The organism is Lichenihabitans sp. PAMC28606, from assembly GCF_020616535.1.
Lineage (GTDB): Bacteria > Pseudomonadota > Alphaproteobacteria > Rhizobiales > Beijerinckiaceae > Lichenihabitans > Lichenihabitans psoromatis.
Genome location: NZ_CP085136.1, coordinates 3,851,414 through 3,878,218, shown reverse-complemented (window position 1 = coordinate 3,878,218; position 26,805 = coordinate 3,851,414). Strand labels below are relative to the sequence as shown.

23 protein-coding genes and 3 pseudogenes are annotated in these 26,805 nt (G+C 64.2%); 12 read left to right on the top strand and 14 right to left on the bottom strand.

Features of this window, described 5'->3' with window-relative positions; all coding sequences use genetic code 11:
- The first annotated feature begins 96 nt into the window (after positions 1-96).
- Positions 97-540 (top strand): nuclear transport factor 2 family protein, encoded by a 444-nt coding sequence (locus tag LGH83_RS18220; RefSeq protein ID WP_227399845.1) that lies wholly within the window; start codon positions 97-99, stop codon positions 538-540.
- 952 nt (positions 541-1,492) lie between these two features.
- Here LGH83_RS18220 and LGH83_RS18215 read toward each other — a convergent pair.
- The 11 genes and pseudogenes from LGH83_RS18215 to LGH83_RS18160 all read right to left on the bottom strand — a co-directional run bounded on the left by LGH83_RS18215 (position 1,493) and on the right by LGH83_RS18160 (position 13,220).
- On the bottom strand, positions 1,493-2,251 hold the full coding sequence (locus tag LGH83_RS18215) for an SDR family oxidoreductase (RefSeq protein WP_227399844.1): 759 nt from the start codon (positions 2,249-2,251) through the stop codon (positions 1,493-1,495).
- A 242-nt stretch (positions 2,252-2,493) separates the two neighbouring features.
- Positions 2,494-3,384: a LysR family transcriptional regulator gene (locus LGH83_RS18210; RefSeq protein ID WP_227399843.1), complete on the bottom strand. Its 891-nt coding sequence runs from the start codon at positions 3,382-3,384 to the stop codon at positions 2,494-2,496.
- A gap of 102 nt (positions 3,385-3,486) precedes the next feature.
- The gene (locus LGH83_RS18205) at positions 3,487-4,602 is read right to left on the bottom strand and encodes an alkene reductase (RefSeq protein WP_227399842.1); all 1,116 of its coding nucleotides are present in this window, start codon (positions 4,600-4,602) and stop codon (positions 3,487-3,489) included.
- A gap of 40 nt (positions 4,603-4,642) precedes the next feature.
- Positions 4,643-5,797: an alkene reductase gene (locus tag LGH83_RS18200; protein ID WP_227399841.1), complete on the bottom strand. Its 1,155-nt coding sequence runs from the start codon at positions 5,795-5,797 to the stop codon at positions 4,643-4,645.
- Positions 5,798-5,839: 42 nt separating this feature from the next.
- The gene (locus LGH83_RS18195; protein WP_227399840.1) at positions 5,840-6,964 is read right to left on the bottom strand and encodes a Gfo/Idh/MocA family protein; all 1,125 of its coding nucleotides are present in this window, start codon (positions 6,962-6,964) and stop codon (positions 5,840-5,842) included.
- 184 nt (positions 6,965-7,148) lie between these two features.
- Positions 7,149-8,264 (bottom strand): annotated as a pseudogene (locus LGH83_RS18190) (alkene reductase).
- A gap of 21 nt (positions 8,265-8,285) precedes the next feature.
- Positions 8,286-9,002, bottom strand: a complete 717-nt coding sequence (locus tag LGH83_RS18185) for a hypothetical protein (RefSeq protein ID WP_227399839.1) — start codon at positions 9,000-9,002, stop codon at positions 8,286-8,288.
- Between the two features lie 27 nt (positions 9,003-9,029).
- Complete coding sequence (locus tag LGH83_RS18180; RefSeq protein ID WP_413771069.1) at positions 9,030-9,551, bottom strand: alpha/beta hydrolase; 522 nt, start codon at positions 9,549-9,551, stop codon at positions 9,030-9,032.
- Positions 9,552-9,844: 293 nt separating this feature from the next.
- Positions 9,845-10,786: a helix-turn-helix domain-containing protein gene (locus tag LGH83_RS18175; protein ID WP_227399838.1), complete on the bottom strand. Its 942-nt coding sequence runs from the start codon at positions 10,784-10,786 to the stop codon at positions 9,845-9,847.
- Positions 10,787-10,871: 85 nt separating this feature from the next.
- Positions 10,872-11,124 (bottom strand): annotated as a pseudogene (locus LGH83_RS20175) (integrase core domain-containing protein); the annotation flags it as partial.
- A gap of 719 nt (positions 11,125-11,843) precedes the next feature.
- The gene (locus LGH83_RS18160) at positions 11,844-13,220 is read right to left on the bottom strand and encodes a PLP-dependent aminotransferase family protein (RefSeq protein ID WP_227399836.1); all 1,377 of its coding nucleotides are present in this window, start codon (positions 13,218-13,220) and stop codon (positions 11,844-11,846) included.
- A 333-nt stretch (positions 13,221-13,553) separates the two neighbouring features.
- On the opposite strand from LGH83_RS18160, the gene LGH83_RS18155 reads away from it, so the two are divergent.
- The 11 genes and pseudogenes from LGH83_RS18155 (at position 13,554) to LGH83_RS18105 (ending at position 23,812) form a co-directional block, all read left to right on the top strand.
- Positions 13,554-14,036 carry an MSMEG_0572/Sll0783 family nitrogen starvation response protein gene (locus LGH83_RS18155; protein WP_131194514.1) on the top strand — a complete coding sequence of 161 codons (483 nt, stop codon included), beginning with the start codon at positions 13,554-13,556 and terminating at the stop codon, positions 14,034-14,036.
- Between the two features lie 29 nt (positions 14,037-14,065).
- Positions 14,066-15,112: a Nit6803 family nitrilase gene (locus LGH83_RS18150; RefSeq protein WP_227399835.1), complete on the top strand. Its 1,047-nt coding sequence runs from the start codon at positions 14,066-14,068 to the stop codon at positions 15,110-15,112.
- Positions 15,042-16,157 (top strand): MSMEG_0568 family radical SAM protein, encoded by a 1,116-nt coding sequence (locus tag LGH83_RS18145; protein ID WP_227401913.1) that lies wholly within the window; start codon positions 15,042-15,044, stop codon positions 16,155-16,157. The genes LGH83_RS18150 and LGH83_RS18145 overlap by 71 nt, the downstream gene beginning before the upstream one ends.
- On the top strand, positions 16,154-16,696 hold the full coding sequence (locus tag LGH83_RS18140) for an MSMEG_0567/Sll0786 family nitrogen starvation N-acetyltransferase (protein ID WP_227399834.1): 543 nt from the start codon (positions 16,154-16,156) through the stop codon (positions 16,694-16,696). Before LGH83_RS18145 ends, LGH83_RS18140 begins: the two co-directional genes overlap by 4 nt.
- A complete protein-coding gene (locus LGH83_RS18135) occupies positions 16,696-17,673 on the top strand; it encodes a sll0787 family AIR synthase-like protein (RefSeq protein WP_227399833.1) in 978 nt (325 codons plus the stop codon). The genes LGH83_RS18140 and LGH83_RS18135 overlap by 1 nt, the downstream gene beginning before the upstream one ends.
- Positions 17,670-18,833, top strand: a complete 1,164-nt coding sequence (locus LGH83_RS18130) for an MSMEG_0565 family glycosyltransferase (RefSeq protein ID WP_227399832.1) — start codon at positions 17,670-17,672, stop codon at positions 18,831-18,833. The genes LGH83_RS18135 and LGH83_RS18130 overlap by 4 nt, the downstream gene beginning before the upstream one ends.
- A complete protein-coding gene (locus LGH83_RS18125) occupies positions 18,826-19,113 on the top strand; it encodes an MSMEG_0570 family nitrogen starvation response protein (RefSeq protein ID WP_131114723.1) in 288 nt (95 codons plus the stop codon). The genes LGH83_RS18130 and LGH83_RS18125 overlap by 8 nt, the downstream gene beginning before the upstream one ends.
- Positions 19,114-19,126: 13 nt before the next feature.
- Complete coding sequence (locus LGH83_RS18120) at positions 19,127-20,416, top strand: MSMEG_0569 family flavin-dependent oxidoreductase (protein WP_227399831.1); 1,290 nt, start codon at positions 19,127-19,129, stop codon at positions 20,414-20,416.
- Positions 20,417-20,424: 8 nt separating this feature from the next.
- Positions 20,425-21,315 (top strand): Pnap_2097 family protein, encoded by an 891-nt coding sequence (locus LGH83_RS18115; RefSeq protein ID WP_227399830.1) that lies wholly within the window; start codon positions 20,425-20,427, stop codon positions 21,313-21,315.
- 170 nt (positions 21,316-21,485) lie between these two features.
- Positions 21,486-22,033, top strand: a pseudogene (locus LGH83_RS18110) (IS630 family transposase); the annotation flags it as partial.
- 1,206 nt (positions 22,034-23,239) lie between these two features.
- Positions 23,240-23,812 (top strand): recombinase family protein, encoded by a 573-nt coding sequence (locus LGH83_RS18105; protein ID WP_227399829.1) that lies wholly within the window; start codon positions 23,240-23,242, stop codon positions 23,810-23,812.
- 482 nt (positions 23,813-24,294) lie between these two features.
- Here LGH83_RS18105 and LGH83_RS18100 read toward each other — a convergent pair whose 3' ends face one another.
- The 3 genes from LGH83_RS18100 to LGH83_RS18090 all read right to left on the bottom strand — a co-directional run bounded on the left by LGH83_RS18100 (position 24,295) and on the right by LGH83_RS18090 (position 26,766).
- On the bottom strand, positions 24,295-25,425 hold the full coding sequence (locus LGH83_RS18100; protein ID WP_227399828.1) for an alpha/beta fold hydrolase: 1,131 nt from the start codon (positions 25,423-25,425) through the stop codon (positions 24,295-24,297).
- A gap of 113 nt (positions 25,426-25,538) precedes the next feature.
- On the bottom strand, positions 25,539-26,303 hold the full coding sequence (locus tag LGH83_RS18095; RefSeq protein ID WP_227399827.1) for an SDR family oxidoreductase: 765 nt from the start codon (positions 26,301-26,303) through the stop codon (positions 25,539-25,541).
- Positions 26,304-26,367: 64 nt separating this feature from the next.
- Positions 26,368-26,766, bottom strand: a complete 399-nt coding sequence (locus LGH83_RS18090; RefSeq protein WP_227399826.1) for a tautomerase family protein — start codon at positions 26,764-26,766, stop codon at positions 26,368-26,370.
- Positions 26,767-26,805: the final 39 nt, after the last annotated feature.

Genomic DNA, 26,805 nt, shown 5'->3' with positions numbered 1-26,805 from the left:
TGGACTACGGTCCACACCTATCCGTGCTTAACGACGCGCTTTTTTGGTGGCGCGCCAGAACGCAGCAGCTTTTCCAACCGCGATCGAGGCCTCCTGATGTCCGACCCCAATCCGATTTACTCGGCATACCTCCGTGAAGTCCTTGGTGCGCGCCTGCATCCCAACGCGCATTCCTATGTCGAGATGCTGGCCGAGGATGGTGTGGTAGAATTCCCCTATGCCATTCCCGGTTTGCCGCAGCGCGTCGAGGGTCGCGCTGCCCTTGCGGCGCATCTAGATCGCATTGCCGGGCTCATCGAGTTCAGCCACTTCGCCGATACCGTCAAACATGAAACGAGCGATCCCGAAGTCGTGATCATAGAGTTCAGCGGCCACGGCAGGAGCGCTGCATCCGGAGAACCATACGGACAACGCTACGTTTCGATAGTCACGACCCGCGGCGGCTACATCGTCCACTACAAGGACTATTGGAATCCAGTGGCCGCTCTCCGGACTCTTCGCGGGCAGGCGTTCGTCGAATCCTTGATGCCCAAGGTTTAGTATCGCTCAGCTCAGCACGTCAGCGCTGATTCCTAACTTCGGCCGCGTGTCCGCGCCAGCGCCGCTGAAGGGGTTAGCCGAGAGTTCGCGTGGGTCGGAACGGCGCGTCTGTTTCCCTGCAATTTTACGCTTCGGTGCAGACGTCTCGCTTTCGGCCAAGTTGGGCCGTAAGGGATGTTTCGCTCAACGTCTGCTTCCCGGCGCCGCTTCGTGGAACCTGAACGACCAGGGTGGGTCGACAGTCACCGTTATGGTGGCCGCGTGCCCAACGTCCGGAATGTGGCCGAGTCCCGAGGTCAGGTTGTGGCGTATTCTGGCCAAAAGCGGGCAGTCCGTTAGGAGCGAGCGGGACATGCGAGCGGACGTTCGCGGGGCGTCATCCGGTGACCGGTCATACCAAGGGCCGCCCTGACGATCGGTGGCACGGGTGGAGGTCCGGCCGGCACACATGTTCGCAGCTTCGGTCAAGGATCATCGTGGTGCGTCGTTCCAAGACCGCACGATTCTTCGGATTTGAAAGCCAGCAACGGAGTGCGACGCTCCAGCGCGACCACATACGTTGACTGGTGGAGGACGGTCTCTCCACAGGGTCGATGCTCGCTAACGGGGACATCGAGCTGAGCTTCCCGAATGGTGAGGTATTCCACTTGCGCGAAGCGCTCATCGCTCGCGTGCGCTCGCGGACTGACGGCGCTCCACCGAGGCCGGGGACCTCCTCGGCCCTGCGACCATGAAACCAGGAGACCACTTGATGCGGTCCCGCGCTGACGCCGGTCCGATCCTCGCCGACCCCACGGCAACCGGTCTTCCGATTGGCCATCAGCGGGCGACCGCGCGTTCGCGATGGAATGGGCATCGACGTCATCTGCTACCCGACCCGACGCGGGCGCGGCCCTGGCCGATCTGGTTGAAGGTTGAGTCGAACGGTCATTTGCATCGATCGGCACAGCTATCAGCCGAAGGCGGCTCCGCCCGCGATCATGTCGTTGAACTCGGTCACAAAGGTGTGCTCCGCCGGTCCGGGGTTGGCCCGCATGTATGGCGCCTGACCGACGAGGATCTCATCGGCATCCGTCGCCAGTTGCTCCATCGCACCCGAGATGAAGGCGTCGAGCGGCATCGCGCGCTCTTCCTCAGAGCTGTTGAGCAACTCGGTGCGCACCCAAGGCGGCGCGATCTCGATGACCTTCACGCCGTGCCCTTTCAACAGGTAGCGCTGCGACAGGAAGTAGGAGTGCATCGCGGCCTTGGTGGCCGAATACACCGCAGTGCTCGCCATCGGCACGAAGCCGAGCACCGACGACACGTTGGCGACCACGGCGCCGTCCTTCCCCTTCAGATGCTCGATCAGCGCGCCAGTCATGCGGATCGGCCCCATCAGGTTGGTGGTGATCGTGGACACGACCAACTCGTCGTCCACGGCGTTCCGCGCCTCGTCCAGCAGCATGATGCCGGCGTTGTTGATCAGCACGTTGAGCGCTGGGTGCTCTGCGGTCAGCGTCGCGGCGGCCCTGACGATGCTGCCGGGATCGGTGATGTCCAACTCGATCGCTGCCATGCCAGGGTTGGCGTCGAGCACCGCCTGTAACCGTTCCTTGCGGCGACCGGAGACGATGACCGTGTTGCCGCGTTTGTGGAAAGCCTCTGCGAGGGCGCGGCCGATGCCCGAGCCGCCGCCCGTGATGAAGATGGTGTTGCCGGTCATGCGCATGAGGTCGTCCTTTGTGGAGAAAAATGGGTGATTGCGGCTGAGACGGCGGCCTGAACAATCAGGTCGGCGGCAGGTTGAGGCCGCGACAGCTTCGGCGGAGGCTGGCCGACACCCCGACATCGAGGACGCAAGCCACAACCAATGAGAGCTGCTGCAACAGCAAGCGACCGAGACCCGGTCGACTGTTGCGTTTCGACGTTGGGTGGCCGTCCCCTTCGTCGCCGGGATCGCTTGTTCCGACCCTAGGCCTGCTCGGCCAGCATCGTGCGCGCCATGACGTCGATGAAGGCCTTGATCTTGGGCGATCCGTGACGGCTCGGCGGCCAGAGAACCTGAAGCGTGCCGGATTGGCGCAGGAAGCCGTCGAGCACGGAGCGGAGCGTGCCGTCGGCGAGTTGCCGGCGAACCGTGAAGGTCGGCGTGTAGACCAGGCCCAGCCCTCGCTCGGCCAGCCCGATCAGCGGCTCCATCGTATTGGCGACGGCCGAGGCCGGCGGCCGGAAGTCGAGATCCGCGCCGTCGCGGCTTAAGACCCATCGTTCCAGCTTCCCTGTCGCGGTCCAGCGATGGAACAGGCAGGCGTGCCCGGCGAGGTCCTCGGGTCCGCGCGGCACCCCGCATCTCGACAGATAGGCCGGGGAGCCCACAATCACGTAGCCGTAATTGCCCAGCACGCGCGTCTTGAGGTTAGAGTCGCTGACCTTGCCGGTGCGCATCACGACATCGAAGCCTTCCTCGATGACGTCGACAAGTCGGTCCGTGAAGTCGAGTTCCAATTGGATTTCCGGATAGGCTTCGGCGAAGGCGGCGAGCGCGGGCGTCATCAGCATGCCGATCAGAGGCAGGCTGACGCGAAGCATGCCCTGGGGTGCGGTCGATTCGGCAATCTCCAACTCCGCCGCCTCGATCTCGGCGAAGATGGTCTGGCAGCGTTTCAGGAAGCGGGCGCCCTCCGGCGTCAACGTCATGGTGCGCGTGCTGCGGTGGAAGAGCGGCGCGCCGAGCCGCTCTTCCAACCGGGCGATGGCTTTGCCGACCGCCGAGGCCGAGATACCGAGCATACGGCCGGCCGCCGTGAAGCTTCGGGTTTCTGCGGCCTGCACGAAGGCATTCAAGGGGCCGAGCCGATCCATTGCGTCTCCAATGGCGCCGTCACCGTGATCTTGCGAATGGACGCCATCGGTCCCGGGCAGCTCTTGGCGAAGCGGAGCACGGTCGTGAGGACGCCCACCTGCTCAGGCGGTGGCACCGTAGCGGGCATAGTCGGTGTAGCCGGGGGCCCCGAAGGTGTAAAATGTATCGCGATCGTAGGGGCTGAGCGGCAACCCTTTGCGGATACGGTCCGGCAGGTCCGGATTGGAGACGAAGTGGCGGCCGAAGGCCACGAGATCGGCATCCCCTTTCTCGACGATGGCTTCCGCGGTCTCGGGCTCGAAACCGCCGGCCGCCATGATCCGACCCTTGAAGACCGTGCGAAGATGCTCGGCCGCGACCGGTGCCTGGTCATCGCCGACGACGACGTTGCCCCTCACGCGCGGCTCGATGATGTGGAGATAGGCGAGACCGAAGCCATTCAGCTCCCGGGCGACGTGGTCGAACAGGGCGCGTGGATTGCTGTCGCCCATGCCGTTCCAGCGCCCGTTAGGCCCGATCCGCACGGCGGTACGATCGCCGCCGAAGACCGAGGCCATGGCGCCCACCACCTCCAGCAGCAGGCGGGCACGGTTCTCGATCGAGCCCCCGTAGGCATCGGTCCGTTTGTTACTGCCGTCCTGCAGGAACTCATCGATGAGGTAGCCGTTCGCGCCGTGCAATTCGACGCCGTCGAAACCCGCGGCCTTGGCCCGCTCAGAGGCGTGGCGATAGTCCGCCACGATGCCGGCGATCTCGCCAGTCTCCAGGGCGCGATGCGGTGATGGTGCGAGCCAGCCATTCGGGGTCGAGGCGGCGTAAAAGGTCGTGTCCTGCCAATAGGTGGGGTCGACGGAAGCGGAAACGGGCTGGGCACCTTCGGTAACGTCGACATGCGACGATCGCCCGGTGTGCCAGAGCTGGGCGAACATCTTGCCGCCCTTGGCGTGGACGGTATCGGTGATCGCCTTCCATCCATCAACCTGCGCGTCGGAATACAGCCCTGGCGCGCCGTACCAGCCGCGCGCCGAGGGCGAGATCGACGTGGCCTCGCCGATGATCAGGCCGCCTTCCGACGCGCGCTGGTCGTAATAGGTCCGCATGAGAGCGCCGGGCACGCCGCCCGGCTGGACGGCGCGTGACCGCGTGAGTGGGGCCATGACGACGCGGTGCCCCAAAGCGACGGCGCCGATCTGGACGGGCGAAAAGAGCTTGGACATAAAAATCTCCTGAAAGGTAAAACGCTGCCGGATGGGTCGCTCAGCGGGTAGTCGAAGGTGCTTGATGAGGCTCAAAGTCGCTGTACCAGCGCTCCGTGCCGCCCCAGAACGCCTCGCGGTGGTAGGGCGTCAGCGGCAGGTTTCGTCGCAGGCGCTCGGGGAGGTCGGGATTCGAGGTGAAGAACCGGCCGAAGGCGACGAGGTCTGCGTCGCCGCGCTTCAGGATCGCATCCGCACCTCGGCGGTCGAAACCGCCGGCGGCGATGATCGGCCCCGTGTAAATCCGGCGCAGGAAGGTGGATGCCACGGGATCGTGACCCTCGCCGATCGTCTCCACGCCCTTCACGCGCGGTTCGATGACGTGGAGGTAGGCCAGCGGGTAGCGGTTCAGCCGCTCGGCGAAGGCGCCGAAGGTCGCCTCGGGGTCGCTGTCGGAAATGGAGCCCCACTGCCCGCTCGGTGAGACGCGCACACCGACCCGCCCCGGTCCCCAGACCGAGACCAGCGCCTCGACGAGTTCTGTCGAGAAGCGCATGCGGTTCTCGATTGAGCCGCCGTATCGATCGGTGCGCTTGTTGGTACCGTCCTGAAGAAAGGTATCGGCGAGATAGCCATTGGCGTTGTGAAGCTCGACGCCATCCATACCGGCGGCCTTCGCCCGTTCGGCCGCCCGGCGAAACGACTCGACGAGGCCGGTAATCTCCTCGACCGCCAGTGCACGATGCGGAGAAACCGGCACCCAGCCGTCCTTCGTGAACGCCTGACCCTCGAAAGGGACAACTGAAGGCGCTACGGGGGCAGCGCCGTGGCTGAGGTCGACGTGCGATTGCCGGCCGTCGTGCGCGATCTGCATGATCAGGAGGCCACCCTTGCCGTGGACCGCATCGCTGATCCGCTTCCAGCCCGCAACATGGGCTTCGGTATAGATGCCGGGAGCGCCTTCGTAACCGCGGCTATCGTAGGAGGGATGCGCGCTTTCGGTGATGATCAGGCCGCCCGCCGACGCGCGCTGACCGTAGTAGTCGACCATCATGGCGCTCGGGGTGTCGTCGGAGTTGGCGCGCAGCCGGGTCGTCGGCGCATGGACGACACGATGGTGAAGGGCGATGGCGCCAAGGGTGATGGGGGAGAACAGCGTCGCTGTCTCTTCATCGCGGCCCGGAGCATGGGCAGTCGAGGTCTGGCGGGCGGTCATAGCAATGTCCTCACGAGATAGGTCGGCAAGTTTGGAGGCGGCTCACGCCACGGTCTCCCGCACGCCCTGGCGGGACGAGGCGTCGAAGCGGTCAAACAGGTCGTGCAGCCAGACGGCGTCATCGAAGGTCGGGGCCGTCTGCGTCCCCGTGGCGATGTCGCGGGCGAAGGCGGCGTAGAGGTGCGCCAGTTCCAGCACCGCCGAGGGGAGATCGGAGGGCGGCAAGCCTTCGCCGGGTTCGGGCACCGGCAGCACAGCGAGCGGCAGGTTGTCGCCATGCGCGCCTTCGACGACATAGTCGTCGCCAACGCTTCCGAAGGCCGATCGGTTGGTGATCCGAAGGTCACCCTGGTCCCCCGTGATGTCGATCTGCACGCCCGAGCCGTTGCGCTTGCCGCCCTCGATATGGACGGAGAGAACCGCGGTGCCGCTCAAGGTCCCCGCCAACACCAGCTGGTCGGGCGCGGTGGTGGCGATCGTCTCTCCGGTCTCTCGGATCGTGACGGTCGGGAACTGGTTGACCAGCAGGGCCGACAGGCTCGTCGGGCGGCCGACGGCGTGGAACAGCATGTCGAGGAAGTGGCCTGCGTAGATCGCCACCACGCTGGAGAAGTTCTCGGGCGGTGCGGTCCAGGCGAGTGCCTGGGACCGGAGCGCCTGGAAGTAGTTCATGCTGACGTGCATCCGCACGGACCGAAGGTTTCCGACGTAGCCGTCACGAATGAGGTCGCGGATATAGAGGGTGTGCGGCGCGAGCCGGCGCTGAAGGCCGACAACATGCCGGACGCCCGCGTCGCGGGCCAGCCGCGCGAGGTCCTCCGCCACGGCGCTACTAATCGTCAGCGGCCATTCGCAATAGACGTGCTTGCCGGCCGCAATGGCGGCACGAACAGTGTCGGCATGCTGGGGAGCGGTGTTCAAGACAAGCACCATGTCGACGTCCGACAGGGCGACGAGTTCTGCCACGCTGTCGACGACATGCGGGATGCCGAAGCGACGCGCAGCATCCTCTGCCACCTCGCGTCTGCGAGCCTGGACCGCCACGATCTCGTAGCCCGGCAGGAGATCCAGAACGCGCAGGTGCCCGTGTTGCGCCCAGTTGCCGACACCGACGAGGCCGACGCGAATTCTGCCGGGCTCAGCTGCTGGATTGGTAAATTCGGTCATGTCGCTTGCCTCGGCTGCGGCCGTTTCATCCGGCCTGACTGCAAACTAAGCCGCGTCCGGACCAGTTAGAATTGGGCCTGTGGTCGGAACATTCAGGACCCGAATGTCCGCAATGCGTCGGTGGTCCCGCGGAGTCGAGCGCGCATGCCGGACCGGAATCACGCCTTCTACCGACCCTCAGATCTCACGTCGGCCCGTCGGCAGCGAGCGTCGGGTAATCCGTGTAGCCGTGCGCGCCGCCACCATAGGCGGTGCTCCTATCGAAGGGCCTAAGGGCGGTGCCGGTGCGTATCCGCTCCGGTAAATCGGGATTGGCGACGAACGAGCGCCCAAAAGCAACGGCGTCAGCGTGCCCCAGTTCGAGTGCTTCGCATGCGCTTTCCGGGTTGTAGGTCGCCGCCGTGATGAGCGGGCTGGCGAAGGCGGGCCGGAACAGCGCGGCGTTGTTCAGTGCGCCGTCGTTGAGCTTGTCCGTGAGCCCGATCTCGGAGCCCCGCGCCTCGATGAGATGGAGGTAGGCCAGGCCACGCATGCTGAGTTCGCGCACGACGTAGGTGAAGAGATCCAGCGGGTTGCTGTCGAAAATCCCTGCATAGCGACCAAAAAGCGAGAGGCGCACGCCGAGGCGATCGGCACCGATCGCGGCCCCAACCGCAGCGACGATCTGGAACAAAAAACGGGCCCGGTTCTCCTTCGCCCCGCCATACGCGTCGTCCCGATGGTTCGTCCCGTTCTCAAGGAATTGCTCAATCAGGTGGCCGTTGGCCCCCTGGATCTCGACCCCGTCGCAACCGGCAGCGATCGCATTCGAGGCCGCCTGGCGGAAATCGGCGACAATGCCTGGAAGCTCCATCGCGTCGAGCATACGGGGTGCTTCCGCCGGCACCTGCCGGAAGTCGCTCGTCAGCGCCGGGATGTTTGGGGGGATCGCCGATGGCGCCACGGGCAGCACCCCGTCCGGCAAGAGGGATGAATGTGAGTTACGCCCATTGTGGGCGATCTGCATCACGATCCTCCCCCCGCCGGCATGGACGGCATCTGCAACGCCGCGCCACCCGGCGATCTGCTCGGCCGTGTAGATTCCTGGTGCGTTCGGATAGCCATGCGCCTGCGGGCTCACCGCCGTTCACTCCGTGATGATCAAGCCCGCCGACGCCCGCTGGGCGTAATAGGTTGCATTCAGCGCCGTCGGCGCATGGCCGGAGCCGGCGCGCATCCGGGTCATCGGCGCCATGACGATACGATTGCGAATCTCAATCGCCCCGAGCCGCAGGGGACGAAACAGGATGTCGGTGGACATGCGCCTCTTCCTCTATTGACGTCAGCTGAGAACGATCTCGCCCATGTCGATCTGAACCAATAGGGGATCCCAGACCGGCTGGTAGTCGCCTTCGAAGGCGAAGATCCGCCGCTTGGTGGGAATCATGATCCCGCCAACGTCGCGATAATCAGAGGCGTAGTTCAGCCCGGTCGCACCGCCGAGGATGTCGACCGTGTAATCGTGGCGGCGGAGCAGACCGTCGGGGCCGAAGCAGGAGATCTGCGTCCGCGTGTGGCTCTTCAATCGATCGGGAAAGGTGACCTGTAGCCGCCGCCAGACTTCGCCCTCGACCTTGACCGGCGCGATCTCTTCCGTGATGAAGCCTTCCTGCGTGTAGAGGAACGGCGTGTTCAGGTAGGTCCAGAGCGCCTCACCGACGAAATAGATCACGTGGATCTCGTCCCACGGCGTCTCGCGTCGCTGCCCGGCAAACGACGCCTCGGGGTCATCCCGCTCGGCGATCAGCGAGCCGTCGCCACGCTTGATGGTGATCCGCCGCGGCTCGAAGGCGGCGATCTTGTCCTGGCCGGGGAAGTCGATGGTGAGCCGCTCGGTCGTGGTCTCGGCGGTGAGCACGACATTCTTGAGAACGTCGCCCTGGCCCTTCACGAACCAGATCGCGCCGGTGATCGAGGCCGCGACCTGGATCGAGCGGACCGCCCGCCAGCGATCGAGACCGCCATGCGCCTTCACGGCGAGATCGAGGAGTTCGGTCATGTCATTCTCCTTGCCATGGCTCGGGGCTCAGCAGGCGAGCAAGATGGTCTCGGCGACCTCGGCGGGATGGGCCATAAAGGGCGCGTGACTGGACGCGACGGACCGCATGGTCGCGCCCATCCGCTCGGCCATGAAGGCCTGTGCCGGCGGCGGGATCATCTTGTCGTCCGTGCACTGGAGGTACCAGGAGGGAAGCGTCTTCCAGGCCGGCGGTCCAGAGGTGCCGGTGAAGGCCGCAAGGCCGAGCGGCTTCTGCACGGCCGCCATGACAGCCGCTTCGATTTCGGTGGCGTCCGCCACGAACGCGTCGTGGAAGCGCTTGCGGTCGATCCAGAGGAAACCCTTATCGTCAGGAGCGATCGCCGTCGATCCTGGGGACGGCGGTCCCTGCTTGCTCAGCGTTTCCAGGCTCTCGCCTTCGTCGAGGCCGAAGCCGGTGACGTAGACCAGCGCCTTGACGTTTCCGGCGCCGCTGCCCGCCCCGGTGATGACTGCGCCGCCGTAGGAATGGCCGACCAGCACGGTCGGGCCGGGCATCGCGCCGAGCATGCGTCGGGTGACCGCGATGTCGTCTTCGAGTGAGGTCAGCGGGATCTGGGCCGCGATGACGTTCAGTCCCCTCGCCTGCAGGATCGGTATGATCCTTGGCCCAGCACGACCCGTCCGCCCAGGCGCCGTGAACCAGCAGTATATCAGGCTTATCGCTCATCTGGTCTCTCCGCCGGGCATCTGGCCCGTGGCGGGGACTTCAAGCCGATGGAGCGCCGTCGATCTTTGTGGATCGGCTCATTCTTGAGAGGTCGAAATGAGCAGAATCGACAAGACGCTCACCGGTCTTTGCGTCAACCGCGTCCATGGTCGCGTCGCCACTTGCCTGGACTTACGCCGACGACATGGCGGAACGTCCGGTTGAACGCCGCCTGGTCGGAAAAGCCGGATTGCAGCGCGATCTCGACGAGCGGATGAGTGCTCGTCAGCAGCAGGTCCTGAGCGACCTCGATCCGGCGCCGGACCAGCCACCCATGCGCCGATAGGCCGAAGGTCGCGCGGAACGATCGGGCGAAATGGCTGACCGACATCCCGCATTCCCGTGCAAGCACGTTGAGCCGCACGCCGCCGTCGAGCCGGGACCGCAGCACCTCGGCGGCCCGGCGGGCCTGCCACGGCGCCAGGCCGCGCGTCACGACCTCGGGCAGTCGGGCCAGGCCGCCGTAGGTCTGCAACACATGCGCCCCGAACAGCAGGCTGAACTGGTCGATGGCGAGCTGGCTCGACCAGTTGGGCGAAGTGGCGAGCGGCAGGATGGTCTTGGTCACCTGGGCGATGACGAGGTCGTCCTCGCAGATACCGAACCTGTAGGTCTCGACCGGCTTGATCCTGTGGTCGCGCGCGATCTCGTCGAGCCCCTCGCGCGGAAGGTGGTAGTGGACGTAGTCGAACCCGCAATCGAGCGTGCAGGCGATCTGTGACCTAAGGTCGAGGATGCTCGTCCTAAGCGCCGGGATAAAGGGCACGTCGATCTCGCGACCGTCCACAAGCAGTTCGTAGCTCCCCAGCGGCACGGGCTGGATCGCTATCGAGACGTGCAGGGCGGCCTCGTCGGGGATCGGCTGCGACGTGCCCGGAAGCCCGACGTCCGATTGAAGCCGCGTGATCGCGAAGGTCGTCTTGTCGGTCCACGAGGCGGAAGCCGTGCTGCTCGATTCCTGGTGGTAGTAGGCGGCGAGGGTGTCACCGAAAGCACCCAGTTCGGGCGGGCTCAATGCGGCTTCGGGCTGTCGCATAATTTGCCTCCAGCATAGACGCCAATTTCGCCCAGACATCCCTCGAGGACGTGATCGGCCCCCATCGGGTGGTCCGGGCGGAATGTTAGTTCAGGGTCGGTCTGGGCGCCACCCTGAGCATGGCCGGCGGAGAAGTCGGGGTTTCGCAGCCGCCATGCGGCGAAGGCGGGCACGAATAACTCTGGAGCCGGTGGCTTGTAGTTGATGGAGCCGTGTGGGCGCACTGTATTGAAGTGCCTTCTCCAGCTTTCGATGATGACCTGGGCTTCCCTGAGTGAGTAGAAAATCTCGCCGTCGCGCAGCTCGTCTCGGAAGCGAGCGTTGAACGACTCGACGAAGCTGAATTGATTTTCATGTAAACGATGCGCGCCACCAGGTTGGACGGGCCCAAAAAAAAAAGGTTCTTCGAAATTTCGCGGAGATTTTTGCGGGTTTGAATAACCGGTCTTGAAAGGTCATCGCGGCGAGTTTTGACCCACCCCCGGTCCAAACGATTCCAGGTGAATGCGGCGAATCCCCAAGCCTGCTTGCCGGCGCGCTCGATACGCGGCTTTTCTAGGTGGTGGCAATTCACCCCAGAACCGATGCGCCACTGATCGACATCATGCGCTCCCCTGAGACAGGCCGACGATATCGTCAAGGCGCGCGAGAACGTGCCCGTGCCACCGGCCTATGCAGGGCAAGCCGGTGTGACCACGGAATGGCCTGATCCCGTGCTGGCGATCTTCTCCGAAGCATTCGATCCCGCTTTGTTGCTTAAAACCGCGACGGCGGACCCGTCCAAGCCAGGCGAGGATCACGTCTGTGAAGCGGACTTTACAAGGCCGAATGGGATCGCGCCCACGCCAAGGAAACCGATGCAGAAACGGGCTTCGCCAAGGTCGTCCAGGAGTGCCCGCCAAGGTTCGTCGAGACGTGGATGGCCAGGGCGGAATTGAATCAGACCTCTCCGGCCGTAGCGCCGGCCCGGTAGATTTGCGCCGCCGAAATAGAAGATCAGTGCTGCCAATGACCAATGAACGTCGTGCTGAAGCTGCACCCGTTGGGTTTGCCAGAATCAGGCCAGCGCTGGACCATCTGTGAAACTATGGGCCATGAATTCCAGCGACCGGCGCACCTGCTCGCGACTGGTCGGACCGCCGAGACAGACGCGCACGGCCTCGTGCGGCGTTCCGGCCACTGTGAAGACGTCGCTGGCCACGACTCCAATGCCGGTCTCCCGCATGTGGCCGATGAAGGCGGAGCGCGTCCACGGCGGCGGCAGATTGATCCAGAGATTGAAGCTGATGGGATCGGCTTGATACGAGCCGGCCGGCAAGATGGATGTCGCGAGCGACTGCCGGGCCGCGGCTTCCGCGCGAATGAAGCTCAGGATGGCGTCGGCAGTGCCGTCCTCGATCCAGCGTGTCGCGATCGCGGCTGTCAGAGGCGAGGCCATGACGTTGGCGGTGCGCAAGGCCGCCATGAAGGGCCAGCCGGACCGCGTGTCGGGCGCCAGGACATAGGCGACACGCAGGCCCGCTCCGATGCATTTGGCGAGCCCGGCGACATGCCATGTGATATCCGGCACGATCGCGGCGAAGGGCGGGGGGCTCTTGATCGGAATGAAGCCGTAGGCGTCGTCTTCAATGATTGGGACGTTGAAGTGGCGCGCTGTGGCCGCTATGGCGTCGCGCCGGTCCTTTGGGATCGTCAGCGTGGTCGGATTGTGCAGCGTCGGGTTGAGATAGAGCGCCTTCGGCTTCAAGGCCCGGCAAGCGTCCGCGAAGGCATCGGGGTCGATCCCGTCGCGGTCGATCGGGAGCCCGACGAGTGACACCCCGAGTTGCGCCGCGATGGCGCGGGCGCCGGGGTAGGTGATGGCCTCGCACAGGATCACCTCGCCGCGTTGCGCCAGCAGCCCAAAGATTCCTAGCAGGGCGGGATGGGCGCCGGGCGTCACGAAGATACGGTCTTGCGTCGGCACCAGCGCACGACGGCCGAGCCAACTCGACGCCGCGTCCTTGTCGGCGGGCGCTCCTCCAAATCCCTGGTAGCGCAAGAGTCCCATCACGTCCTGCGAGATGGCGGCGATGCCCTCCTGCATGCGCCGCAGCAGCGCCGGATCGTTCTGCTCGGGCGGCAGATTCATCGACAGATCGACCATCAACGGCCGAGCGCTCGATCGCCCGATCGGAGAGGTTGCGAAGGCGTGACCGGCGACCGACGTCCCTTGGCCCACCTTGGCAATGACGAGCCCGCGTTTTTGCGCTTCGCCGTAACCGCGCGCCACCGTCGTGAAATCGATGCCCAGCCGAGCCGCGAGCTTGCGCTGCGGCGGGAGGCGGTCGGCGGTCGACAGGCGGCCTGCCACGATGTCGGAGGCGATGGCGTCTGCAATCGCTAAATAGCGCGGCTTGTCGCTCTGATCGAGGTTGGGCATCCAATCTGTCATGCCGCTCTCATGCGGCAGAGCCCCATCCATCGCAAGTCATCCCTCGTTCAATATTGACCGTATTGAATGTATATCGGGACAAGGTAACAAAACAACTCAATTCTGTGATTAGTCCGAGGTGTGGTGTCGGCCGAAGCGATATGCCGATCATAGCAGCAAAAAACATAAGCAAATCGAGCGAATCCGATGCAGAAAAATCCGATTGCCTCCGGCCGCATAGTCTCAAAATGTCTGTAATTTAAGCTTGTGATTGATTGCATAATTGACGAGCTTTGTATGGATGGAGAAGAGCAGTTTCGCTGGCTCTCATCCACAGCATAGAAAGGACGAGCCATGCCCGCCGTACAAAAGCCCGCCCATGAAAAGGGAGATTATTTCGTCGATTACGAGGAGAAGGTCTTCGAGGACGTGAAAGCCGAGCCCGGTCAAAAGGCCATGGTGACCTTCCATACGGTGGCGTTCGAAGGCTCGATCGGTTTTGTTAATTTGCTGCAAGCGACGCGGCTGCTGCGCAAGGGCTTCGAAACCTCGGTTCTGCTCTACGGCCCCGGCGTCACGCTCGGGATCCAGCGCGGCTTCCCGAAGATCGGCGATGAGGCTTTTCCGGGCCACCTGAATATGAATAACCAGCTCACGAAATTCATGGACGAGGGTGGCAAGGTCTACGCGTGCCGCTTCGCCCTCCAGGCCCTCTACGGACATGGCGAGCCCTCGCTGATCCCCGGCATTCGGCCGATCGCCCCGACTGACGTGCTCGATCTCATGCTGATCCACAACCGGGATGGCGCCTTCATGGTCCACACCTGGACCGTCTGAGGCGTCACACCGCTTAAAGGAGAATAGCCATGTCCGGAGCCCGGACGGTGCGCGTCGCCGCGGTGCAGATCGCGCCAGACCTCGACAGTCGCGATGGAACGCTTGATCGCGTTCTCGCCGCCATCGCCGAGGCTGCCGGCAAGGGGGTCGACCTGATCGTCTTCCCCGAGACGTTCGTCCCCTGGTACCCATATTTCTCCTTCGTCCACCCGCCGGTCATGACGGGCGCCGAGCACATACGCCTTTACGAGAATGGCGTGGTGGTGCCAGGGCCGGTGACCGAGGCCGTTGCTGCGGCGGCACGGCGGCACACCATGGTGGTCGCGCTCGGCGTCAACGAGCGTGACCACGGCTCCCTCTATAACGCTCAACTGATCTTCGATGCCGACGGCACCCTGAAGCTCAAGCGTCGTAAGCTGACCCCGACCTTTCACGAACGAATGATCTGGGGACAGGGGGATGGCGCTGGCCTCAAGGTGGTCGATACGGCCGTGGGCCGCGTCGGAGCACTGGCCTGCTGGGAGCATTATAACCCGCTCGCGCGCTACGCCTTGATGGCGCAGCACGAGGAAATCCACGTCGCCCAATTTCCCGGGTCGCTGGTCGGTCCCATCTTCGCCGACCAGATCGAGGTTACGATCCGCCACCACGCGTTGGAAAGCGGCTGCTTCGTTGTCAATGCCACGGGCTGGCTCACCGAAGATCAGATCGCTCGCATTTGTCCCGAGGAGAAACTGCGGAAGGCGCTGCGCGGTGGCTGCATGACGGCGATCGTCTCGCCCGAAGGCGCTCATGTGGTTCCGCCCCTGAAGCAAGGCGAGGGCTTGCTCGTGGCCGACCTCGACATGGGACTCATCGTCAAACGCAAGCGGATGATGGACTCGGTCGGCCACTACGCCCGCCCCGAACTGATGAGCCTGCTGCTCGACCAGCGGACTGCGACCCCGATGCACATGACCACCGCCCCGCAAACCTCCGCACCCGGGAACCCCGCCGATGAACGCGATGATACCGACCGAGTTGCCGACGGAGCGTCTGATCAACGAATTGCAGTCGTTCGGAGTGCGGCTAGTTGATCCCAAGGCAGGGGCCGACAGCCGCCGCGGGGGCGCCGGACCGTCGGATCACAAGGCGCTCACGATCGATGGCATGACCGTCATGGTGCCGGTGCATACGGCTCCCGCCTTCGAGAGCCCTTATGTCGCCGAGAAGCCCGGCCCTGATGGGCGCGGCCGCATCACGCGGGATGGCATCACGGTCGCAGATTTTGGCCTGCCGTCCCGTCCGCGCTTCTACGATCTGTCGACCTCGGATGGCATTCCTTACTCGAAAATTGCGGTGCTGCATGGGCGCGACGTGCTGGCGACGACCGTGCTGCAGACCTGCATCCGGTACCAGAGCCGCACCAAGACCTGCCAGTTCTGCGCTATCGGCCAATCGCTCGCGGCCGGCCGCACCATCGAGCGCAAGACGCCGGCGCAGCTGGCCGAGGTCGCCAAGGCGGCGGTCGAACTCGACGGCGTCAAACACATGGTGATGACGACGGGAACGCCGCCCGGCAACGATCGGGGCGCCGCCGTTCTGGCCGAGAGCGCCGCCGCCGTGAAGGCCGCCGTCGCCCTGCCGATCCAGGTGCAATGCGAGCCGCCGGACGACGACATCTGGTTCGAGCGCATGCGCGATGCGGGCGCTGATGCGCTCGGCATGCACCTTGAGGCCGTGACGCCGGAGGTCCGCGCCCGGATCATGCCCGGGAAAGCGCAGGTGTCGATCGCGCGATATCTCTCGGCCTTCGCGGCCGCCGTGCCTGTCTTCGGGCGGGGCCAGGTGTCGACCTATATCCTCGCCGGCCTCGGCGACACCGTCGAGGACATCCTGTCGATTAGTGAGAAGCTCGTGGCGCTCGGGGTTTACCCCTTCGTCGTGCCCTTCGTGCCGATCTCCGGGACGCCGCTCGAAAGTCATCCGGGGCCCGATGCCGCCTTTATGCACGCCATCTTGAAGCCGCTCGCCACGATGCTGGTCGCGAGCGGCATGACGTCGGCCGACGTCAAGGCTGGGTGCGGCAAATGCGGCGCCTGTTCGGCGCTGTCGACCTACGAGCGAAGGCTGACCGCATGATCTTCGATCCCGTCCGGCCCTTCGTGTCGAGCGCCTTTCACATCAAATTCGCGGCCGACGCCTGGGAGCATCGCGGTGCGGCAGCTCTGCGCCGCCAAGTCTTCTGCGCCGAGCAGGGGCTGTTCGGGACCGATGACCGCGATGCGCTCGACGAGGTCGCGATCCCGATCGTGGCGCTGTCGTCCTATACGGTCGTGCCCGATGCGGTCGTCGGCACGGTGCGGATCCATGAGGCCGAGCCTGGGACGTGGTGGGGATCGCGCCTCGCGGTTGCTGCAGACCATCGTCGGGTCGGAGCGCTCGGGGCCTCGCTCATCCGTCTCGCGGTGTCCTCCGCCCACGCCCGCGGCTGCACCAAATTCCTGGCCCATGTGCAAAGTCAGAACGCGCTGCTGTTCCAGCGGCTGCATTGGGAGATCGTCGGCGAGATCGACCTGCACGGCCTTCCGCACAAAAAGATGCGCGCCGATCTTGCCTTCTACCCGCCGTTTGCGACCCCGGAATCCGGTTTTCTCGCGCTGCCCCGGCGAGCGGCCTGATGCTGGATGGACGCGCCTTTGCCGCCATCGCGGCCACACTGACCGCGAGCCGCAGCATGGCCGGGAAGGCCGACATCGGCCGCGTCGCAGAGGCGCTCGGCCTCTCGGCTGCATCGGCCGTGCCGGTGGGCGACGATTGTGCCGCCATCCCCGACGGAGACGAGTATCTGCTGCTCGCCATCGAGGGTTTCATGAACGAGTTCGTCGCGGGCGATCCCTGGTTCGCCGGCTGGTGCGGCATCATGGTCAACTTGTCCGACATCGCCGCCATGGGCGGCCGTCCGATCGCTGTGGTGGACGCGCTCTGGGCCAAGGGCGAGGTGGAAGCCGAGCCGGTCTTGCGCGGGCTGCGTGACGCTTCGGCGTCATATGGCGTGCCGATCGTCGGCGGCCACAGCAACTTGCGGACAGATCGCGGCCAGCTTTCGGTCGCGGTCCTCGGCCGTGCCAAGCGCCTGCTGACCAGTTTCGACGCCCGGCCCGGCCAGAGCCTCATCGCCGCCATCGACCTGCGCGGCCGCTACCGCGACCCGTTTTCGAACTGGGAGGCGGCAACGGATGCGCCAGCCGCACGGTTGCGCGGCGATCTCGATCTGCTGCCGCAGATTGCTGAAGCGGGCCTTTCGCGCGCCGGCAAGGATATCAGCCAGGGCGGCCTCGTCGGCACGGCGGCGATGCTTGCCGAGTGTTCTCGGGTCGCGATCGACATCGACATCGCGGCCTGTCCTCGGCCGGAGGGTGTCGATCTGGCCCGCTGGCTGCTCAGCTTTCCGAGTTTTGGCCACATTCTGGCGGTCGACCCTCCCAATGTCGTCGCCGTCACGCAAATGTTCGCGGCACGCGGCATCGCGTCGGCGGCCGTCGGCCGCATTGCGGAGGGAAGCGCCGTGACCGTGTCGCACGCCGGCGACCGCGCCACGATCTGGGATTTCGCCAAAAGCCCGTTGATCACGGCTGCCGATCGGCAAGCGGCATGACAAGCCACCCCCTCCGCATCGCCTTGCTGGCCCATTCCACCAATCCGCGCGGCGGCGTCGTCCACGCGCTCGAAGTCGGCAACGCGTTGGCGGCGCTGGGCCATGCGGCGGTCGTCCACGCGCCGGATGCGGCTGGCCATGGCTTCTTCCGCGCGACCATCTGCGACACGGTGCCGGTCGTGGCGTCCCGTTTGATGCCGGGCGACGTTCTCGCTCTGATCGAGACGCGGGTCGCCGACTATCTCCGCCATTTTGCAGACCCAGCGCATCGCCGCTTCGATATCTTTCACGCCCAAGACGGCATTTCCGGCAATGCCCTGGCGACCCTGAAGCAACGCGGGCTTATCCATGGATTTGTCCGCACCGTCCATCATCTCGACAGCTTCGACGATCCCCGTATCGCGGCCCTCCAGCGGCGCGCCGTCGTCGAGGCGGATGCTCATGTGGTCGTCAGCCAAAAATGGCGCGAGGTGCTTGACGAGGAGTTCGGCCTCGACGCGACGGTGATCGGCAATGGCGTCGACCGGCGGCGCTATTCGCAGCACGGCCATCCCAGCGACCTCGCTTTCGGTCGAAGCCTTGGTCTGCGTCGCGGGCCGGTATTTTTGTCGATCGGCGGTATCGAGGAGCGCAAGAACACGGTGCGGCTTCTGCAAGCCTTCACTCAGGTGGTGGCTCTCCACCCCGACGCGCAACTCATCATCGCGGGTGGCAGCTCCCTGCTCGACCACGACGCCTATCAGGCCCGGTTCGCAAGTGTCTTGACGGACAGCGACCTTCCGGCGGGCGCCGTCCTGTGCATCGGCCCGGTCGCCGATGCCGACATGCCTGCGCTCTACAGAGTGGCCGACGCCCTCGTGTTTCCGTCGATCAAGGAGGGGTTCGGCCTCGTGGTCCTCGAAGCCATGGCGTCTGGCCTTCCAGTCGTCACGGCCGCCATTCGGCCCTTCACGGACTATCTCGACGCCGACGATGTCGTGTGGTGCGCGCCGGAGCAGATCAGCTCCATCGCGGATGCGATGATGGTTGTCCTCGAGCCGGCCCTCGCGGCCGCCCTCGTGCCGCGCGGCCATCGCGTCGCCGCCCGCCATGATTGGAGCCGCGCCGCCGAGGCGCTCGGCTCAGTCTATCAGACGATGGGAGCGTTCACTCATGCCTGAAATGCGGTTTCGCGTGCAATGGCCGGATGGCGCCGAGGACTCCTGCTACTCGCCTTCGCTCGTCATCAAGGAGTTCTTCACGCCCGGCGAGACCTATCCGATGGCTGATTTCCTGACGCGCAGCCGGCAGGCGCTCACCATCGCGAGCGACAGGGTGCAGGCGCGATACGGCATGCCATGTTCGCTCGCCCTCGGCCAGCTTCACCGGATCGAAGCCGCCAGCGACAAATTTTCGAAGATCTCCGACGCGCACGTCACCGTCCTCTCTTTCCATGAATAAACGGGAGATTTCCATGACAGCACCAGCGCTTCAGGCCCACTACGACGTCGTCGTGGTTGGCGGTGGTCAAGCGGGCCTCTCGGTCAGTGCCCATCTCGGCGAACGCGGCATCGGTCACGTTATTTTCGAGAAAAACCGCATTGGCCACGCCTGGCGCAGCGAGCGCTGGGACGCTTTTTGCCTAGTAACGCCAAATTGGCAATGTCAGCTGCCGTCTTTTCCCTATGCCGGTCCCGATCCAAAAGGGTTCATGCCCCGCGACGCGATCGTCGCCTATGTGGAAGATTTCGCCGCCCATATCGGAGCGCCCGTCCACCAGAATGTCGGCGTGTCGCGGGTTGGTCGCGAGGGAGGGCGCTTCACGGTCGAGACGGAAGCCGGCACGGTGACGGCCGATGCTGTGGTAATGGCCATCAGCGCCTATCACAAGCCAAACGCGCCGACGATGGCGAAGCATCTGCCTTCCGGGATCGTGCAGATCCACTCCTCCGCCTACAAGAACCCCGACGCGCTGCCGGCTGGAGCGGTGGTCGTGGTGGGCTCCGGCCAGTCGGGATGCCAGATCGCCGAGGACCTGCATCTCGCCGGGCGGCAGGTCCATCTGGTGGTCGGAAGCGCCCCCCGTTGTCCGCGCGTCTATCGCGGCCGAGATGCGGTGGAATGGCTGTCGGACCTCGGCCAATACGATATGCCGGTCGATCGCCACCCCAAGGGGGAGGCAGTTCGTCGGCAGGCCAACCATTATCTCACCGGCCGCGACGGCGGCCGCGACATCGACCTGCGCCGCTTCGCCCAGGAGGGCATGCGGCTCCATGGCCGCCTCACCGCCATCGAAGGCACGACGCTCCGTTTCGGCGACGATCTCGTCACCAACCTCGACAACGCCGATCGCGTCTACAACGGCATCTGCGCGCTGATCGACAAGCATATCGCCGACAGCGGAATCGATGCGCCCTCCGGCCAGCCCTATGCGGCGGACTGGCAGCCCGACGCGCTTTCCGATGCGCTCGATCTTGCGGGTGCCGCGGTCTCGACCGTGATCTGGGCCACCGGGTTTCGCTCGGACTGGTCGCTCGTCGACCTGCCACTCTGCGATGAAGGGGGCTATCCGCGCCACTCAAGGGGGGTCACGCCGATCGACGGCCTCTACGTCGTCGGCATGCCCTGGCTTCACACATGGGGGTCGGGACGGTTTCTGAATGTCGGGCGAGACGCGGCCTATATCGCCGCACGGATCGCGGAGAGACGGACGATCACCGCTGCCACGCGAAGCGGCGTCGATCTCGCCCGTCTCGCGAGCTGAGGTCCGACATGACGATCGCGGTCGCACTCGTTTCGGGCGAGCCACAGGGCAAGGCGGCGCCCGCCTCCTTGTCCCAATCTCTGGTCGCGCTCGGGATGCCACATCTGACTGCCTACGGGCTCTCGGAGACTTGGCTCCTGAAAGAGCTCGGGCATCGCCATTGGCAGTTGATCGCGCAGGCATCCGGCCTCCCGCGCGCGATGTTCCGCGATCGAGCTGGCGACACCGTCTATGCCGCCTTCTGCGGCGTTACCGTCCTGGACGGCCGCCTCGACACGGTGTGTGAGCATGACGATCTGCTCATTGCCTCCGACATCGCTCGTGTATCGCGTACGCAATTCGCGAGTCGCCATTCCCTGTCGTGCGGGGGGAGGGCGCTCGGCCATGTCGAGATGCTGTCGGTCTTCGTCAAGCGGGATGCGGTAGGCGAGAACCGATCGATCGTCCGCGTCGCGGTCGAGGGGCTTGCGTCGATGCCTCTCGTGCCGGATTTTTCGACCCTGACAAGCCGCGTCCCGATGCTGCGGCGGGGCGAGTGGACCGAGCATTTAGGCTTCCGCACCGATGCCGCGCCGATGAGAGAGGCCACTATGGTCCTGCCGTGCCCGTCGCAGGACTTTAACGGTGCAGGTTTGCTTTATTTCTCGTCGTTTCAGGCGGCTGTCGACCGGGTCGAATGGGAAACTTTCGGCTCGAGATATCCGGCGTTGACCACCGTGTCGCGCGAGATCGTCTATCAGGGCAATGTCAACATCGGCGAACCGATCGCCATCGCGCTTCGCGGCTTGCGTGAGACCGCGGAGCGACTCGATCACTGGTATCGTGTCACCGCTGCCTCGAGCGGTCGGGTGCTCGCCGATGTCTTTTCCAGCAGGGCGCAAGCGAACTGCATGACGTGATCGAAAGACGCTGGTAGCCAGCCCCTAAGTTCCTCGAAACACGCAGTTAGATTTGGAGATCTTCGCATAGCACGTGCATCGCATCGACGCAGGATGTCTGCGGCGATTGCCTCGGGTCTAGAGCATCTTTCGAGCTGACAGACTCGTCGGGGATTCCCAACCCAGTGGTGTGGTTCGAAGGCCAACTCGACCTCGATCCGCATCGCCTCGTGTTCATCGACGAGACCGGGGCCAGCACCAAGATGGCGCGCCTTCACGGGCGGGCACCATGCGGGCAGCGGATGCGGATGAGCGTACCGCATGGCCATTGGAAAACGACAACATTCACCGGCGCGCACTGCGGCTGACCGGCATGACCGCGCCGATGGTGCTCGACGGCCCGATGACGGGCGAGTGGTTCCTCGCCTATGTCGAGCAGGTGCTCGTGCCGACGCTCAGCCCCGGCGATGTGGTCATCATGGACAGCCTGCCCGCCCACAAAGGCGCCGCCGTCCGTGAAGCCATTGAGGCAGGCGGCGCGACGCTGCTCGTCCTCCCGCCATACTCGCCCGACTTCAATCCGATCGAAAACGCCTTCGCAACGCTCAAGGCGCTGCTCCGAAAAGCCGCCGCCCGAACCGTCGAGCAGCTCTGGACCGTCATCGGCAACAGCCTCGACGCATTCAAACCCGACGAATGCGCCAACGACTTAAGGCATGCCGGCTATGATGCCTCCTGATCGGAAAATGCTCTAGGCCCAAGCTAATTATGGAGCCCCGAAAAGGTACAATCGTTCCTACCGGTTTAACGCTTAACGTATGGTGTTGACATTGGTCATAATGGAAGACGTGTCAGTGAACAATATTGTAATGGAACACCCGACTTGGGTTGGCTCTAGCTATCAAAGCGGCATTAATGGACAAAAGGTGGCAATCGTTGGCTGGTCGCATCACGGCGATCCCGAGGAGGATCGGGGCACAGAATACTGTATAGGACAGGTCATAAACGGTCACTGGCCACTTCGGTTTTTTACACAGACAAAAACTTATTTGGATATTCTGATGGTCGCAAATTCTGGCCTCGGGTCATGTTCTTCAATTTTCTGCCGACATTGGTAGGCACCGAAATTAACAAATACGGTCACGGCACATCGCAGCAGAGGCAAGCTGGCCAACAACGTTTCTTACGGTTGCCAGGCGAACAGCGCCCAGACAAAGTTATCGTCTTCACGAGTCGGCGTTGGGCCTTCCCGACAATCCCAAATCCCGAACGACTTGATGAGAGCTTCCCGCAGTTCCTTAGGTGCAAGTATGATATAGAAGGAGCTCTGTATCCAACGTTCTTTCTGCGCCACCCTCAGGGAGCCAGAAACGATGAAATGTGCGCGGCCATCAAACATGTTTTATCATTGCTGCCGTGATCGACAACATAGTATTATCTCAGTTTGATCCTTCTCCCTGCAAGAAATTGTTTATTGCAAGTATACGCTGAGCTACGTCGGCTGCACCCAGGGCGGCGTAGAGCATTGATGGACAATGAGGCACCGGTTGTATCCTTTGACGAGAAGAGCCGGACCCAGCTTCCAAGGACCGCAGTCAATAGCGTCCAAATTGATGACGAAGCGCACGACAACCGCAACAGCATTGCGAGGCCGTTCGCCTGGCTCAGCTTGCTGGAATTCAGCTCGCGGGTCGCTTACCGATGCGCCGCGGTCATGAGATCATCCGTCCATCTCGAGTCGTCGTAACGATCCACGCTGGCCGGCGGCCCGAATGGTTCCTTTTGGCGGCTAGACCAAATGCATCTGCGCCAGTCAGTTTGGATCGGATGGCGGATTGGGTTTGCGAAAGTCAAAACTTTTGCATGGCTCGATGCAAGTAACTAAAACAGTTACTTAGCTTATGCAGAAGTCTTGCTAAGTCGGCCGTCACTGTAATTTCGGTGTATGACGGTGATCGGTTACGCGCGCGTGAGCACTGATGGGCAGACGGTTGAAGCCCAAAAGCAAGCTCTCCAAAGCGCTGGGGCCGACCGCGTCTTTGCCGAGACGGCCAGTGGTGCCAAGACGGATCGGAAGGAGCTCGGTCGCGCGCTCAGGGGATTGCGGGAGGGAGACACGCTGCTGATCACCCGGCTTGATCGACTCGCGCGCTCGACTCGAGACCTGCTCAACATCCTCGATACCGTGGTGCGCGCGAACGCTGGGTTCCGATCGCTGAGCGACACCTGGGCCGATACCACCACCGCCCATGGCCGTCTGATGCTCACTATCCTCGGTGGTTTGGCAGAGTTCGAACGAGAATTGATCCGCGCCCGGACCGGAGAAGGGCGTCAGCGAGCAAAGGCCCGCGGCGTCCATATGGGGAGGCCATCCAAGCTAACAAAGCATCAACGCGAGGAGGCGCTTGAGGCTTTGAGCATGGGTGAAGCCACACAAGCCGATTTGGCACGTCGATTCAACGTCGATCAAGCGACGATCTCGCGTATGGTTCGGAGAGGCGCGGTGCCTGCGGGCTGACACGGGCGAATTGAGGCTGATGGCTGACGGCCCCTGAACTGGTCTAATTGCACGTCAGGTGCTTTCCTTGCCGCGTCCAGTATGCGCCAGCATCGGTCGTAAGAAGCCAGCCCAGATTGCGCCCATCGCCGTCGTTAGATGCCGGGAGTGACTGCCGTGACAGCGGTCGTTCGAAAGCATTGACCGATCCCCGACTGGACCGGCTACTTTCAGCTGTTCACCCTCCCCAGAAGCACCTTGAGCACAGGAAGACGGGTTGTCGGCCCGGTAGTCGATGGGAAGGTCCATTGTCGGCGGTTAACACTTGAAGGGCCGGCTGACCAAAGACAGCTGGCGTCCGCCCTGATTGACCTCACATCTGCGTTTACAGCACGCGCGCTCGACGACGGGGCTGCAGCGCTACCGGCTCCGGCCGGAAGCCCAGCATCTTGCACCGATCGATCATAATCCGGCCTTGGGTGCCGATCTCGCGTTGCGAGCTGCTACGTCAACATGTCGAGCAGCACGGCGTTGAAGCTATCCGGCTGCTCCTGCTGCGTCCAATGGCCGGCGCCCTCGATGAGCTGGACGCCCTTCATCCGCGTGCAGGTCTTGGTACGCATGCGCTCGAGCGCGCCGGGCTTGCGATAGGTGCCCCAATCCGCCGTGCCGGAGATGAAGCCGGCGGGGACGTCGATGGTCCGGCCCGCAAACAACTCGATCTCGGTCCGGCCGATGTCGCCCGTGTGGCAGCGGAACCAGTTCAGGCCGCCCTGAAAGCCGGTTCGGGCATAGGTGTGTGCGTAGACCTCGAGATCGGCCTTTGAAAGCCAAAGGTTCGCAGCAATGGCCGCGGGCGATGGCATGTCGGGTGCCACGGTCGCGGCCATTCCGACACCGCGGTCCATAATGTAGTAGGTCGGCAGCGTCGCGAGCTCGGCCGCCGATCCGGTCGACAAGGGATGCGGGTGGTTGCCCGCATAGTCGGCGCTTTTCACATGGTAGTAGGCGCGCAGGAAGGCGTGCAGCCCCGGTGGGGCGTGCAGCATGTCGGCATTTGCCTCCGGGGACGCGAAGAACGCCATGCTGTCTCGGCGTGGCGGCGACAAGGCCGCGAGCTGCGCATCGAGGGATACAGGAGTTGGCGGGCGCGGCGCGTCGGCGGTGTCGAAGGGGATCGTCGGCGGCCCGTCGAATGGAAAGCTGATCATGACGAGCGAGCGAAACACGTCGGGGCGCACCAGGGTGCAATAGGCGGCGATCATAGAGCCGAAGTCGTGGCCAACCACGGCTGCGACGGAACTGAGGCCGAGGGCCGAAACGATGCCAAGCGCATCACGGGCGTAGGCGTGGGTGCGAAAGGAGGCGGTATCCGCCTCGTTCCAGCCCGTGGTGCCGCCGTAGCCGCGCTGGTCGGGCGCGATGACGTGGTAGCCTGCAAGAGCGAGCGGGCCCATCACCTTGCGCCAGCTGTAGGCCATTTCGGGGAAGCCGTGCAGCAGCAGCACCGCGGGGCGGCCCGGCGTTTCGTATCCGGCCTCGAGGATGCGCACCGATAGCCCGTTGACGCCGACGAGCCTGCGCTCGCGGACGCCCGGTATGGGAGGGAGGGAACTGACGGTGTCGCGGGACATGGGCGAAGTTCCTGTCTGCGCAGTCGCAGGACCGGCCCTCATCAGGAAGGACAGGCCTAGCCCGCCTCGCAGGATGTCACGCCGGGAGACGCCCTCGCGGGGCGAGGGTGGCGTCATGAACGTGACTGCGGCCGGCGGTGGACGGCCAGCGGGCCGAAGGCCTGTGTCACGGGCATCAGCTCGACGGTGTTGATGTTGACGCGGGCGGGCCGCTCCGTCACCCATGTGACAGTCTCGGCGATGTCCTCCGGCGTCAGCGCAACGGTGCCCTCGTAGAGCTGGCCGGCGCGCGCGTTGTCGCCCCGGAAGCGGACGTTTGAGAATTCCGTACCGCCGACGAGCCCAGGGTCGATGTCCGTCACGCGCACCTGCGTTCCCAAAAGGTCCGCCCGCAGATTGAGCGAGAACTGGCGCACGAAGGCCTTGCTGGCGCCATAAACGTTGCTGCCCGGGTAGGGATAGGTCGCAGCCACCGATCCCATGTTCACGATGTGGCCGCTGTCGCGCGCGACCATCCCGGGCAGCACGGCGCGAGTGACGAACATCAATCCCTTAATGTTGGTATCGACCATCGCCTCCCAGGCATCCAGATCGGCGGATGGTGCGGGCTCGAGGCCGAGCGCCAGGCCGGCGTTGTTGACCAAGACGTCGACGGCGGCGAACGAGGCGGGCAGCGCGGCAATGGCCGCCTCGACGGCGGCGCGGTCCCGCACGTCGAGCTCTAGGGGGTGGACGCGGTCGGGATCCAGCTCGGCTGCCAGCTCCTCAAGCCGCGCCTTCCGGCGCCCGGCGGCCACGATCCTGTGACCGGCTGCCGCGAAGCGCTTCGCGATCGCAAGGCCGAAGCCGGCGGTTGCACCGGTCACGAGTACGATCATGGCTATTCTTCCTTCGTCATTAGCGTGATCTCGGTGGAAAGCCGCCGGATCCGCGCACCGCGTGTCAGGGCTTGTCGATAAGGTAGGAGGCGAGACCGCGGCCGAAACTCCAGTCCTCTCCGTCCCGCCCGTTCGGCGAGAGCACGATGATCACGTCCTCCGGACGCAGGCCGGGCGCCTCCGTCAGATTGTCCGCGATCGCCTTGTAGAGCGCCTTCTTCTGCGACGTGTCTCGCCAGTTGCTGGCAACGATGTGGATGATCACGAGATCGTCGGTGCGGTGGATGTCGAGGTAGTCGGGGTCGTAGATGAAGTCCTCGCGCTCAAACTGGTGCACCAGCTGGAACTTGTCGGTTGCCGGAGCGCGGAAGGCTTCGATGAGACCGCGCTGGATGCCATCAGAAATGGCTGCGATATGGGCACGCGACTTACCCTTGATCAGCGAAATCGTGACGAGCGGCATGGGCGGCTCCTATGAGTTTGGTTGGCTTTTCGAGCCGTG